At 73.6% G+C, this 13,165-nt stretch carries 11 protein-coding genes; 8 read left to right on the top strand and 3 right to left on the bottom strand.

Going from position 1 to position 13,165, the window contains the following annotated elements:
* Nucleotides 1-165 precede the first annotated feature (165 nt).
* Nucleotides 166-1,662, bottom strand: coding sequence for a class I adenylate-forming enzyme family protein (locus ABT354_RS12110; RefSeq protein WP_351492333.1), 1,497 nt, complete (start codon nucleotides 1,660-1,662; stop codon nucleotides 166-168).
* A gap of 170 nt (nucleotides 1,663-1,832) precedes the next feature.
* Between ABT354_RS12110 and ABT354_RS12105 the strand changes: the two genes are divergently transcribed.
* The 4 genes from ABT354_RS12105 to ABT354_RS12090 all read left to right on the top strand — a co-directional run bounded on the left by ABT354_RS12105 (nucleotide 1,833) and on the right by ABT354_RS12090 (nucleotide 6,308).
* Nucleotides 1,833-3,122: an amidohydrolase family protein gene (locus ABT354_RS12105; protein ID WP_351492331.1), complete on the top strand. Its 1,290-nt coding sequence runs from the start codon at nucleotides 1,833-1,835 to the stop codon at nucleotides 3,120-3,122.
* Entirely contained in the window at nucleotides 3,122-4,249 is a 1,128-nt protein-coding gene (locus ABT354_RS12100; protein WP_351492329.1) for an acyl-CoA dehydrogenase family protein, read from the top strand. The genes ABT354_RS12105 and ABT354_RS12100 overlap by 1 nt, the downstream gene beginning before the upstream one ends.
* 48 nt (nucleotides 4,250-4,297) lie before the next feature.
* Complete coding sequence (locus ABT354_RS12095; RefSeq protein WP_351492620.1) at nucleotides 4,298-5,353, top strand: acyl-CoA dehydrogenase family protein; 1,056 nt, start codon at nucleotides 4,298-4,300, stop codon at nucleotides 5,351-5,353.
* 493 nt (nucleotides 5,354-5,846) lie between these two features.
* Complete coding sequence (locus tag ABT354_RS12090; protein ID WP_351492327.1) at nucleotides 5,847-6,308, top strand: ATP-binding protein; 462 nt, start codon at nucleotides 5,847-5,849, stop codon at nucleotides 6,306-6,308.
* Nucleotides 6,309-6,410: 102 nt separating this feature from the next.
* Here the strand turns inward: ABT354_RS12090 and ABT354_RS12085 are convergent, their stop codons facing one another.
* Complete coding sequence (locus ABT354_RS12085; RefSeq protein WP_351492324.1) at nucleotides 6,411-7,334, bottom strand: cyclase family protein; 924 nt, start codon at nucleotides 7,332-7,334, stop codon at nucleotides 6,411-6,413.
* 103 nt (nucleotides 7,335-7,437) lie between these two features.
* Here ABT354_RS12085 and ABT354_RS12080 point away from each other — a divergent pair, with 103 nt between their 5' ends.
* From ABT354_RS12080 to ABT354_RS12070, 3 genes are read left to right on the top strand one after another with little or no spacing between them, the layout of a single operon-like run.
* Nucleotides 7,438-8,343: an SDR family oxidoreductase gene (locus ABT354_RS12080; RefSeq protein WP_351492322.1), complete on the top strand. Its 906-nt coding sequence runs from the start codon at nucleotides 7,438-7,440 to the stop codon at nucleotides 8,341-8,343.
* A gap of 34 nt (nucleotides 8,344-8,377) precedes the next feature.
* Entirely contained in the window at nucleotides 8,378-9,619 is a 1,242-nt protein-coding gene (locus ABT354_RS12075) for an acyl-CoA dehydrogenase family protein (protein WP_351492320.1), read from the top strand.
* Complete coding sequence (locus ABT354_RS12070) at nucleotides 9,616-10,665, top strand: alcohol dehydrogenase catalytic domain-containing protein (RefSeq protein ID WP_351492318.1); 1,050 nt, start codon at nucleotides 9,616-9,618, stop codon at nucleotides 10,663-10,665. Before ABT354_RS12075 ends, ABT354_RS12070 begins: the two co-directional genes overlap by 4 nt.
* Before the next feature lie 27 nt (nucleotides 10,666-10,692).
* Here ABT354_RS12070 and ABT354_RS12065 read toward each other — a convergent pair whose 3' ends face one another.
* The gene (locus tag ABT354_RS12065; protein ID WP_351492316.1) at nucleotides 10,693-11,706 is read right to left on the bottom strand and encodes a GlxA family transcriptional regulator; all 1,014 of its coding nucleotides are present in this window, start codon (nucleotides 11,704-11,706) and stop codon (nucleotides 10,693-10,695) included.
* Between the two features lie 59 nt (nucleotides 11,707-11,765).
* Here ABT354_RS12065 and ABT354_RS12060 point away from each other — a divergent pair, with 59 nt between their 5' ends.
* Nucleotides 11,766-13,118, top strand: coding sequence for an MFS transporter (locus tag ABT354_RS12060; protein ID WP_351492618.1), 1,353 nt, complete (start codon nucleotides 11,766-11,768; stop codon nucleotides 13,116-13,118).
* Nucleotides 13,119-13,165: the final 47 nt, after the last annotated feature.

Here is a 13,165-nt window from a genome sequence, read left to right as displayed (position 1 = left end):
GTTCAGCAGCAAATTCAGAAGCGAGTACGGAAGCAAGTACGGAATTGGTCGCGGTGCGCGGGAAGCCGATCTCCGTACGGTCCGGATCCCTCCCATGCCGACCGGTCGGACCACCCCGTGGACCTCTGCCGCCCCTCGGGCAACCCCAGGCAACCTCCGGCAGCCTCAGGCAAACCGCTCCCGCAGCCGGTACTTCAGCACCTTCCGCAGCGTGTCACTGCGCGGCAGCGCCTCCACCACCTCCAGCCGCTCGGGCAGCTTGTGCGTCGCGAGCCCCCGTTCGCGCAGATGCGCCACGACCTCCGCCAGGGTCAGCGCCGGAGCCCCGGGCGGCTGCTCCACCACCGCGCAGACCCGTTCGCCGCGCAGCGGATCGGACAGGCCGATCACCGCCACGTCGGCGATCCCGGGATGGCCGTGCAGCAGCTCCTCGATCTCCCGCGCCGAGATGTTCTCGCCCTTGCGGATGATGATGTCCTTGCGCCGCCCGGTGAGCACCAGATGTCCCGACGGTGTGAGGTGCCCGAGGTCCCCCGTCCGCAGAAAGCCGTCCTGGTCGAAGGCGGCCGCCGTGTGCGCCGGATCCAGATAGCCCCGGCAGACCGCCTCGCCGCGCAGCCGTATCTCCCCGTCCACCACCCGGATCTCCATCCCCGGCGGCGGGCGGCCCTCCGTCGTCGCCAGCTCCTCGGGGGTGTCCCGGGGCGACCCCATGGTGATCATCGGGACCTCGGTCATCCCGTAGCCATGGGTGAGCCGGCACCCCAGCTCTCGGACCACCTCGTGGTACAGCTCCGGCGGCTTGGGCGCCCCGCCGCCCGCCAGCAGCCGCAGCGCGGGGAGCAGCGGACGCCCCGGCTGTTTGCGCTGTTCGGCGAGGAAGAGGGAGTAGAAGGCGGTGGAACCGCCCGCCGTGGTGACCCGGTGCCGCCGGTACTCCGCCAGCGACCGGGGCAGCGCGAAGTGCTCGATCAGCAGCGCGGGGAACCCGTACAGCAGCAGCATCACCAGATAGTCCGCGCCGCCGATGTGCGCGTACGGGAAGGCGATCGACCCCACGTCGTCGCGGGTGAGCCCGAGCGCGTGTCCGAGCGTCGCACCGCCCGCGATCAGGGAGCGGTCGGTGTGGAGCACCCCTTTGGGCTCCGATGTGGTGCCCGAGGTCCAGTAGATCCAGCGGACCTCCGTACCGGAGACGGGCGGCGGGGGCAGTACCGCCGGGTCCCCCTCCGGCAGGTGCGCGTACGCCTCGAAGAGTCCCGGCGCCCCGATCCTGCGGCCCATCGCGGTGTGGTCGAATCCGCGCCATTCGCCCGGGACGGCGAAGAACCGCGCCCGGGCCGCGCGCAGCGCGAAGGAGACCTCGCGGTCCCGGGCGTACGGGATGAGCGGCGACTGGACCGCGCCGAGGCGGGCCAGGGCCAGCGAGAGCAGGACGGTCTCGATCCGGGTCGGGAGCTGCCAGACGACCGGGGTCCCCGGCCGCACCCCCTGGTCATGGAGGCCGGCGGCGACCCGTTCGGCGCGCTCGCGCAGCTCCCCGAAGGTGATCGCCCGGTCGCCCTGGAGCAGTGCGGTCCGCCCGGGGGAGCGGGTGGCCCGCCGGCGGAGCAGTTCCCAGAGGGTGGGGGACCCGGCAAGGGCGTGTGCCGTCGCGTTCATGCCCGTACACCTCCTCGGTGCGTTCACATCTGATGATGTGTCAGACAGCGGGGGTGAGCGTACGGCCGACCCGCTTGTCGGTCCAGGGGTGCGCCGTTAGCCTTCGTCTGACGGTGCATCAGATTCTGTTTCCGGTCCCGCACCCGAGCGCGGCAGGCGAAGGGGACACCATGACCGAACTCCCGAGGATCGTCAGCGTCGACGACCATGTCATCGAACCGGCCCATCTCTTCGAGACCTGGCTCCCGGCCCGGTACCGCGACCGGGGACCCAAGCCGCTCACCGCCGGGATCGGGGAGCTGGCCTATGTCGGCGGCAGGTACCGGATCACCATGGACCCCGACGGCCCCCCCACCGACTGGTGGATCTACGAGGACCTGCGCTTCCCGTACAAGCGCAATATCGCCGCCGTCGGCTTCGACCGGGACGAGATGACCCTGGAGGGCATCACCCGCGCCGAGATGCGCCCCGGCTGCTGGGACCCGGCCGAGCGGCTGAAGGACATGGACCTCAACCATGTCGAGGCGTCGCTCTGCTTCCCCACCTTCCCCCGCTTCTGCGGCCAGACCTTCGCCGAGGCGCGGGACAAGGAGGTGGCCCTCGCCTGTGTCCGCGCCTACAACGACTGGATGGTCGGCGAGTGGTGCGGCGACAGCGGCGGCCGGCTGATCCCGCTCTGCATCATCCCGCTCTGGGACATCGGGCTCGCCGTCGCCGAGATCCGCCGCAACGCCGCACGGGGGGTGCGCGCGGTCACCTTCTCCGAGATCCCCACCCATCTGGGGCTGCCGTCGATCCACTCCGGGTACTGGGACCCCTTCTTCGCCGTCTGCGAGGAGACCGGGACCGTGGTCAATATGCACATCGGGTCCTCCTCGCAGATGCCCGCCGCCTCGCCCGACGCGCCGCCCGCCGTCCAGGCGTCGCTGAGCTTCAACAACGCGATGGCGTCGATGATGGACTTCCTCTTCAGCGGGGTCCTGGTCCGCTTCCCCCGGCTGACGCTCGCCTACAGCGAGGGGCAGATGGGGTGGATCCCGTACGCCCTGGAACGCGCCGACGACGTCTGGCGGGAGCACCGCGCCTGGGGCGGGGTGCGGGAGCTGATCCCCGAGCCCCCGTCCACGTACTACTACCGGCAGATCTACTGCTGCTTCTTCCGGGACAAGCACGGGATCGCCTCGCTGGACGTGGTCGGCCGGGACAACGCCACCTTCGAGACCGACTATCCGCATGTCGACTCGACCTTCCCGCACACCAAGGAGGTCGCCCTCGACCATGTGCGGGGGCTGGACGAGGAGACCGTCCACAAGCTGATGCGGGGGAACGCGATCCGGATGCTCGGCCTCGATCTCGACCGGGACCGGGACCGGGACCGGGACCGGGACCGGGGCCGGGCGCCCGCCTCCGCCCCCGCACCGGCTCAGGCCCCGGCTTCGGCTTCGGCTCCGGGGCGCTGATGGGGGACCTCGCCCACCCCGAGGAGTTCCGCGCGGGCCTGCGCGACTGGCTCGCGCGGGTCCTGCCGACCCTGCCCGACCCGCCGTCCCCCGACGACTGGCCCGGCCGCCGCGCCTATGACACCGCCTGGCAGCGGATGCTCCACGACGCCGGATACGCCCGGCTGCACTGGTCCGCCTCCCCCGTCCACCGGCTGATCCTCCTGGAGGAGACCGAACGGGCCGGGGCCCCCTATGTCGGCGCCAACTTCGTCGGGCTGCTGCACGCCGGGCCCACCATCGCCGCCGAGGGCACCGACGCCCAGCGGGAACGCTGGCTGGAACCGATACTGCGCGGCGACGAGATCTGGTGCCAGGGCTTCAGCGAGCCCGGCGCCGGCTCCGATCTCGCCTCGCTGCGCACCCGGGCGGTCCGCGACGGCGACAGCTACACCGTGACCGGCTCCAAGATCTGGACCTCGCACGCGGAGATCGCCGACTGGTGCGAACTGCTGGTCCGCACCGACCCCGGCGCCCCCCGCCACCGGGGCATCTCCTGGCTGGCGATGCCGATGGACGCACCCGGGGTGACGGTACGGCCCCTGCGCACCCTCGCCGGGTCCACCGAGTTCGCCGAGGTCTTCCTCGACGGGGTACGGATCCCCGTGGCCAACCGGATCGGCGCGGAGAACGACGGCTGGCGGGTCACCATGGTCACCCTCTCCTTCGAACGGGGCACCGCCTTCGCCGGGGAGATCGTCGCCTGCCGCCGCACCCTGGACGAACTCGCCGACGCCGCACGGGCGAACGGCCGCTGGGTGGAGCCGGGGATCCGTCGCGGACTCGGCAGGCTCGCCGCCCACTTCACCGCGTTGTGGCGGCTGGTCCAGGCGAATGTCGCCGAGGCGGAGCGGACCGGCGGAGTACCCGGCACCGGTGGCTCGGTGGTCAAACTCCGGTACGCCCACGCCCGCCAGGAGCTGTTCGACCTGGCGGCCCTGGTGCTGGGGGACGACGCCCTCGATCTGGACCACCCCTGGGTGCCCGCCCGGCTCTCCTCGCTCGCGTACACCATCGCCGCCGGGACCTCCCAGATCCAGCGGAACATCATCGCCGAGCGGATCCTCGGCCTGCCGAAGGGGGGATGAACGATGGGACGGCCCACCGGCGAGCGGGGGTCCAGGGGCGAGGACTCCATGGACGGACAGGACTCCACGGACCGGCGGGCGCTGCGCGCGGACACCCGGGCGCTGCTGGCCCGGCTCTGGCCCGCCGAGGCGCTGCGGAGCGCCGCCGACCGTCCGGCGCCGGAGCTGGACCGGGCGCTGTGGCGGGCGCTCGGCGAGGCCGGGTTCTTCGCGCTGCGGCTGCCGCCGGAGCGGGGCGGGGCGGGGCTCGGACTCCCGGAGGCGGTCCTCGTCTTCGAGGAGGCGGGCCGGGTGCTGCTGCCGGGGCCGCTGGTCGGGACCCATCTCGCGGCGGGCGCGATCCCGGCGGCGGCGCGCGGGGAGACGGCCGTGGCCTGGTACGACGGGCCGGTGGTGGCCTGGCTGGCGGCGGCGGACGGGCTCTGGCCGGGGGGCGACCCGGCCGGGGCGGTGCCGCTGCGCTCGGTGGACCCGCTGACCCCGCTGCACCGGCTGCCACCGCCCGCCGGTGACCCGGTCCGGTCGTTCGACCCGGTGGGCGCGCTGCTCACCGCGGCGGAGCAGCTCGGCAGCGCCTCCCGTACCGCAGCGCTCGCGGCCCGCCACGCCCGGGAGCGGGAGCAGTTCGGTCGCCCGATCGGGTCCTTCCAGGCGGTCAAACACCTGTGCGCGGAGACCGTCGTACGGAGGGAACTGGCCCGTGCCGCGGTCCACGCCGCCGCGCTCACGGCCGCCCCCGTCCTCGCCCTCGCTCCCGGCCCGGGTCCCGGCCCGGATCCCGGCCCGGGTCCCGGTGCCGACCTTGTGGCTCCCGATCCTGCCGCCGTCCCCGATCCGGTCGCCGTCGCCGCCGCGAAGCTCCTCGCCGACGAGGCGGCCGAGCGGAACGCCCGCGACTGTCTCCAGGTGTTCGGCGGGATGGGGTTCACCTGGGAGGCGGAGGTCCATCTGCATCTGAAACGTGCCTGGATACGGGGGCGTGTGCGGCCGGTGGCGGCCCACGCCGAGGAGATCTGCGCCGCGCCGCTCGGTACAGGCTCCGCGCTGCTCGGTACAGGCTCCGCGCCGCTCGGGTCGGGAGCCGCGCCGCTCGGATCGGGGTGAGGGAGCGGCGCGCTGGGTACACACCCCCGGGCGGGGCGCTCGTCGCGCGCCGGGGCGCGCCGGACGCGCTCCGGGCGGGCGGAGCGGGAGTGTTTTCGTCACTGTGCGTCGATGTGAGCGTATGGTCCGCCCCACCCGGCCGCCGCCCGCCGGCCACTCGCCGACCACCCGCCCCCGGCCCGGTCGCGTCCCGCGCGGCGGGTGCGACTCCGGTACGCTCGGTCGGGTGGGTGTCGGATCGATCCCCCTGGCCAGGCGGTTGGCGAGCCTCTGTTCGACTCTGCGCGGCAGGCGTCGCACAGGATACGCGCAAGGTAATCCTTCGCGTTGGAATATGCCCGAAGCGCTTGTTCCGGTGACTGTACGTCAACCATGCTGTCATGGAGCGAGGTCACGTTCGGTGATCTGGCCGAGTCGGTCGAGTGTGATGACCCAGTCGAAGACCCAGTCGAGGCGCGAGGCGAGATGTCCGCCGGTTCGGATGGTGTGCGCGGTGCAGCAGCTCCTGGTTCAGTTGGAAGTGGGGCCTGAGCCCTCGGAGGTGGGGCGGGCCCGTCGGTGGGCCAGATCACGGTTGGTCGGGTCGGGGATAGCGGACGGCGAGCCACTGGCCGAGACCCTGATCCTGCTCATCTCCGAGCTGGTCACCAACGCCGTGGTGCACACCGGCTGTCCGGCGGTGCTGCGGATGCTCTTCGGCAGCGGGGTGGTCGAGGCGGGGACGGTACGGGTGGAGGTCGCCGACGGCTGTTCCCGGCCGCCCCGGCAGCGCCACGCGGGCGGTGAGGACACGGGCGGGCGCGGCCTGGAGCTGGTGGCGGGTCTCTCGGACCGCTGGGGCTGGCGGCCGGAGGGCGCCGGAAAGTCCATCTGGTGCGAGGTGGACCGGTCCGAGCCGGAGCGCGGGCACGACCGCGGGCCGAACCGCCACCCGGTGGGCGCCGCGCCCCGGTGACGGCCCCCGCCGGCCCGGCGGCCCCGTACCCCCCGTGCCCCGCTGGGTCCCGTACCCCGACGCTCCTCGTACCCCGCTGAGCCCCGTACCGGGTAACGGCCCCTAGAAGAGCGCCACCGGGGCCACCGGCGCGCCCGTCGCCCCGGCGAACGGCTCCGGCGTGGCGCAGAGGAGGAAGCCGTACCGCCCCTCCTCCGCGCAGACCCCGGACAGCTCCTCCAGATCCCAGTTCTGCCCCTGGAGCATCCCCATCTCCACCAGATGGAGGGCGTGTACGGGGAGCCAGAGGCCGTCGATCTCCGGGGGGACGATCTCCAGCGCCAGGGTGTCGACCGCCACCGCCGCGATGTCCCGGGCGTGGAACCACTCGGGCGTCCGGACGGAGAGCCCGGGGGCCGGGAAGGCGTACCCCGCCCGGTCGCCGGCCCGGTAGACCCGCAGCTGACCGGTGCGTACCAGCACGATGTCTCCGGGTCCCGGGACCACCCGGCCGAACTCCGCGGCCTCGTCCAGATCGGCGGGGACCACCGGGTGGCCGCCCGGCAGCCGGTCGACCCCCTTGGCGCGGGCGACATCCAGCAGCACGCCCCGCGAGACCAGCGGGGGTACCCGGTCGATGCCGCCATGGGCGGCGCCCGACGCGGTGACGGTGGTGGCGGGGCGGCCGTTGTAGAGCAGCCCGGAGTGGGAGACATGGGCGAGCGCGTCCCAGTGGGTGGCCGTCTGGAGCCCCAGACAGACGGTGTCGTCGCTGACGGCGACCGCTCCCGGGCCGAAGACCTCCTCATTGATCTGGGTCATGGTGTGGACCGGGTTGATCCGCCCCGGGATCAGTCCGGTCTGCACCCCGTCCGCGCGCAGCGGGAGCGCCAGGGGGATCCGCCTGCCGCCGCGCACCCCGGCGGCAGCGGCCCGTACCACCTCGTCGGTGATGAGGTTCAGGGTGCCGAGCTGGTCGTCCCCGCCCCAGCGGCCCCAGTTGTTGACGCGGCGGGCCATGGCGTGGAACTCGGGCGGCAGTGCCATCGCGTCCTCCAACGCCGGTGCCGGTGTGCCCGGGTCTTGTGCGGGCCCGTCCGGCTGCCCCTAAAATCTAACGGTCCGTCAGAAACCGCGGGAAGGGGCCGGCATGGGGAACTTCTTGGCAGGCAGGGTCATCGCGGTGACCGGCGCGGGCCGGGGGATCGGCCGCGCGGTGGCCCGCGCGGCGGCGGCGGAGGGCGCCCGGGTCGTCGTCAACGACCACGGTGTCTCCGTCCAGGGCGCCGAACCCACCTCCGAGCCGGCCGCCGCCGTGGTCCGGGAGATCGAGGAGGCGGGCGGCTCGGCGGTCGCCGTCGCCGACGACATCGCCACCATGGCGGGCGGCCGGCGGGTGGTGGAGACGGCGGTCGACGCGTACGGGCGGCTCGACGGAGTGGTCTGCGCGGCGGGCATCCTGCGCGAACGGATGCTCTTCAATATGTCCGAGGAGGAGTGGGACCCCGTCGTCGCCACCCATCTCAAGGGGACCTTCACCGTCTTCCGGGCCGCCTCCGCGCTGATGCGGAAGCAGGGCTCGGGCACCCTCATCGGCTTCACCAGCGGCAATCACCAGGGCTCGGTCTCCCAGGCCAACTACGCGGCGGCCAAGGGCGGTGTCATCTCCCTCGTCCGCAGCGCCGCGCTCGGCCTCCACAAGTACGGCGTGACGGCGAACGCGGTCGCCCCCGTGGCCCGTACCCGGATGTCCGCCGGGGTCCCGATGGAGCTGACCGAGATCGGGGAGCCCGAGGATGTGGCCGCGTTCGTGGTCTATCTCCTCTCCGAGCGGGCCCATGAGATCACCGGGCAGGTCTATACGGTCGCGGGCCCCAAGATCGCGGTCTGGGCCCAGCCGAGGGAACTGCGCGCGGCCTACGCGGACGGGGCCTGGACCCCGGAGCGGATCGCGGAACTGCTCCCCGGCACGGTCGGGACGGATCCGATGCCGATGCTGGCCCGGCTGGCGGAGATGGCCCGCGCGGCGGCGTCGGGGGAGCGCCCCAACGTCTGACGGTACGCACGGCGGCGGACGGGAGGCAGGCTCGATGGAGACCGACGGGACGACCGGCGGATGGGCGGACGACCGGGTGTTCCGCGCCGAGGCGCGGGCGTGGCTGCGGGAACGGACGCGTGGGGCCCCTGCGGGCGGCGGGGACGGCAGGGACGGGGCGGGCCACGAGGCTCACAGGGCTCACCGGGCTCACGGGGCTCACGGGGCCCGTGATCTCCCCGCCCGCCGCGCCTGGGAGCGGGAACTGGGCGCGGCCGGCTGGATCGGCATCGGCTGGCCCGAAGGCGGCCACGGCAACCGCACCGCCACCCTCGCCCAGCAGGTGATCTGGGCCGAGGAGTACAGCGCCGCCGGCGCCCCCGACCGCCTCGGCCATATCGGCGAGAATCTGCTCGCCCCCACCCTGATCGCCCATGGCACCCCCGCCCAGAAGCGCCGCTTCCTCGGCCCCGTCGCCCGGGGCGAGGAGCTGTGGTGCCAGGGATACAGCGAGCCGGGGGCGGGCTCCGACCTCGCCGCCGTCCGGACCGCCGCCGTCCGTGACGGCGACCGCTACCGGATCACCGGCCAGAAGATCTGGACCTCGCTCGCCCGGGAGGCCGACTGGTGCTTCGTCCTCGCCCGCACCGAGCCCGGCTCCACCCGCCACCGGGGCCTCTCCTTCCTCCTGGTCCCCATGGACCAGCCGGGCAGGGTCGAGGTCCGGCCGATCCGCCAGCTCACCGGTGACAGCGAGTTCAACGAGGTCTTCTTCGACGGTGCCGAAGCGGACGCCGGCCACCGAGTCGGCGCGGCGGGCGACGGCTGGCGGGTGGCGACCGATCTGCTCGCCCGGGAACGCGGGGTCTCCACCCTGGTCCAGCAGATCGGGTTCGCCGGCGAGCTGGACGGGATCATCCGTACCGCCGTCACCACCGGAGCCGCCGACGACCCCGTGCTGCGCGCCCTGCTGGTGCGCGCCTGGGCCGAGCTGCGCGCCATGCGCTGGAACGCCCTGCGCACCCTCGGCACCGAGGGCGACCCCGGCGCCCCCAGCGTGGCCAAACTGCTCTGGGGCGGCTGGCACCGCCGTCTCGGTGAGCTGGCCGTCGCCGTGCGGGGGGCGTCCGCCGCCACCGGACCGTACGACTGGAGCGCGCCCCGCCCGTATGAACTCGACGCCGCCCAGCGGCTGTTCCTCTTCTCCCGCGCCGACACGGTCTACGGCGGTTCGGACGAGATCCAGCGCGACATCATCGCCGAGCGGGTCCTCGGCCTACCCAGGGAGCCCCGATGAGAGGTGTGGTCTTCGACGGCGAGCGGTACACCGTCGTCCGTGATCTGGAGCTGCGCGACCCCGGCCCCGGGGAGGTCGTGGTCGCCGTCACGGCGGCGGGCCTGTGCCGCAGCGATCTCTCCGTCCTGGACGGGACGATCCCCTTCCCCGTCCCGGTGGTCCTCGGCCATGAGGGCGCGGGGGTGGTCGAGGCGGTCGGCCCCGGGGTCTCCCATGTGGCCCCCGGCGACCCGGTGGCCCTCTCCACCCTGGCCAACTGCGGCACCTGCGCCGACTGCGACCGGGGCCGCCCGACCCTGTGCCGGGGGGCGATCGGCCGCGCCGGGCGCCCCTTCTCGCGGGGCGGGGAGCCGCTGTTCCAGTTCGCCGCCACCTCCGTCCTCGCCGAACGGACCGTCGTCCGCGCGGTCCAGGCGGTCCGGCTCCCCGACGGCATCCCCCCGGCCTCGGCGGCGGTCCTCGGCTGCGCGGTCCTCACCGGCCTCGGCGCGGTCCTGAACCGGGCCAGGGTCGCCCCCGGGGACACCGTCGTCGTCATCGGCGCGGGCGGCGTCGGCCTCAATGTCCTCCAGGGCGCCCGCCTCGCGGGCGCCGCCACCGCCGTCGCCGTCGACACCGACCCGGCGAAGGAGGGGACCGCCCGGCTCTTCGGCGCCACCCACTTCCTCACCTCCGCCGACGCGGTCCGCACCGTCCTGCCCACCGGCGCGGACCATGTCTTCGAATGCGTCGGCAGCCCCGCCCTGATCCGCCGCGCCGTGGACCTCCTCGACCGGGGCGGCCAGGCGATCCTCCTCGGCATGCCCGCCCCCACGGCCGAGGCCGCCTTCCGCCCCGCCGCGCTCTTCCTCGACAAATCCATCCTCGGCTGCCGCTACGGCACCTCCCGCCCCCAGCACGACATCCCCCGCTACGCCGCCCTCTACCGGCAGGGCCGCCTCCTCCTGGACGAACTGGTCACCGCCGTCCACCCGGTGGAGGACTTCGCCCGCGCGGTGGCATCCACCCAGGGGGGCGGCGGGGCCCGTACGGTGCTCATGTTCTGAGGCGTGTCCCGCCGGGCCGCCGGTGGGTCATTCCGGCGCGGCCCCCGACGAAGCCCGGAAGGTGCGGCGGTAGGCCGTCGGGGCCACGCCCAGGGCCGACTGGAGGTGCTGCCGCATCGACTGGGCCGTGCCGAAGCCCGCGTCCCGGGCGACCTGGTCCACGGAGAGGTCGGTGGACTCCAGGAGCTGCCGGGCCCGTTCCACCCGCTGCTGGGTGAGCCACTGGCCGGGGCTGACGCCGACCTCCTCGCGGAAGCGGCGGGTGAAGGTCCGGACGCTCATCGACTCCCGCTCGGCCAGGTCCCGCAGCTGGAGCGGCTCGCCCAGCCGGTCCAGGGCCCAGTGGCGGGCGGCCGAGGTCGTCGCGATCTCCGGCCGGGGGACCGGGCGCTGGATGAACTGGGCCTGGCCGCCCTCTCGGTGCGGCGGGACCACACTGCGCCGGGCCAGGTCATTGGCGACCTCCGCGCCATGGTCGCGGCGGATCATATGGAGGCAGAGATCGATCCCGGCGGCGACCCCCGCCGAGGTGAGCACGTCCCCGTCGTCCACGTACAGCACCTGCGGATCGACCCGTACCGAAGGGAACAGCCGCTGGAACCGGTCGGCCCAGCTCCAGTGGGTGGTCGCCGGGCGGCCGTCCAGCAGCCCGGCGGCGGCGAGGAAGAAGCCGCCCGTGCAGATCGACGCCAGCCGGGTCCCCGGCCGGATCCGGGTGAAGACCCCGGTCAGCTCCTGGGGCAGCCGTCCCTCCTCGAAGAGGACACCGGGGTGGTACGCCGCCGGGACGATCACCGTGTCGGCGGTCTCCAGCAGCTCCGGACCGTGCTCCACCCAGAGGTCGAAGTCCGCCTCCGTGGGCACCCTTCCCGGTACGGGAGTGCAGGTCGTCACCGTGTACAGCGGCTCGCCCCGGGCGTCCCAGGCCCGCCCGAAGAACCGTGCGGGCATGCTCAGTTCGAACGGGATGCAGCCGGGCAGCGCGAGGATCACCACCCGGTGCGGGGCGGGCGGGACGGGCGGGGCGGCGGATCGGGCCATGGCCCGATCCTAGCGAAACCTGTCCATCGGGCCACTCGATGGCGGTCGCCGATCCCCGGATGCTGACGGGCGTGACCGAAATCCGCCCCGTACCGCCCCGCCGCCGCTCCCTCTTCCGGGTCCACCGCGCCTGGTCCGTCGCCGCCGTCGCCTTTGTGACGATCATCGGCGCCGCCGCCTTCACCTCGCTGCCCGGACTGCTCATCGACCCCCTCCACGAGGAGTTCGACTGGTCACGCGGGAGCATCGGCTTCGCCGTCTCGGTCAATCTCGCGCTGTACGGGATCACCGCGCCGTTCGCCGCCGCGCTGATGGACCGGTACGGCATCCGCCGGGTCGTCGCCTGCGCCCTCACCGTCGTCGCGGTGGGCTCCGCGCTCACCACCGTGATGACCACGACCTGGCAGCTCGTCCTCTACTGGGGCGTCCTGGTCGGCCTCGGCAGCGGCTCGATGGCGCTCGCCTTCGCCGCGACCGTCACCAACCGCTGGTTCACCGCCCGGCGCGGCCTGGTCACCGGCATCCTCACCGCGGCGGGCGCCTCCGGTCAGCTGGTCTTCCTGCCCCTGCTCTCCTGGCTGGTCGCCGAACACGGCTGGCGGCCCGCCGCGATCACCGTCGCCCTCTCCGCGCTCGGCGTCGTCCCCCTCGTCGTGCTGCTCCTGCGCGACCACCCCGCCGATGTGGGCCTCGCCCCGTACGGCTCGACGGAGTACGTCCCCAAGCCCCCACCGGTCCCCGGCGCCGCCCGCCGCGCGGTCGCCGTCCTCTTCCGGGCGGCCCGCACCGGCCCGTTCTGGCTCCTCGCCGGGACCTTCGCGATCTGCGGCGCCTCCACCAACGGCCTGATGAAGACCCATTTCGTCCCCGCCGCGCACGACCACGGCATGGCCGTCACGGCGGCGGCCTCGCTGCTCGCGGTGATCGGGGTCTTCGATGTGATCGGCACGATCGCCTCCGGCTGGTTCACCGACCGCTTCGACGCGCGGCGGCTGCTCGCGGTGTACTACGCCCTGCGGGGGATCAGCCTCCTCTTCCTGCCGATGCTGCTCGCGCCGTCGGTGGAGCTGCCGATGATCTTCTTCATCGTCTTCTACGGGCTGGACTGGGTCGCCACGGTCCCGCCGACGATCGCTCTGTGCCGGGAGCAGTACGGGGAGGACAGCGCGATCGTCTTCGGGTGGGTGCTCGCGTCGCACCAGATCGGCGCGGCGGTGGTGGCGTTTGTGGGGGGTGTGGCGCGGGATGCCTTTGGGTCGTACGACGTGGTCTGGTACGCGTCGGGAGCGCTCTGCGCGATGGCCGCGCTGATGGCCTTGATCATCACCCGCCCCACCTCAATCCCAGCCCCTCCGGATCCGGTAAATCCAGCCCGATGGGGGTCCCCCCGGACGAAGTCTGGGGGAGTTTGAGGAGCGGGGGCCTCAAAGTCCAGCCCGTCCGGCGATTGAGGACGGAC

The sequence above is a fragment of the Streptomyces sp. NPDC000594 genome (genome assembly GCF_040299965.1).
GTDB lineage: Bacteria > Actinomycetota > Actinomycetes > Streptomycetales > Streptomycetaceae > Streptomyces.
Note: the sequence above shows the minus strand (reverse complement) of the source record. Positions and strands in the feature narration are given on the sequence as shown.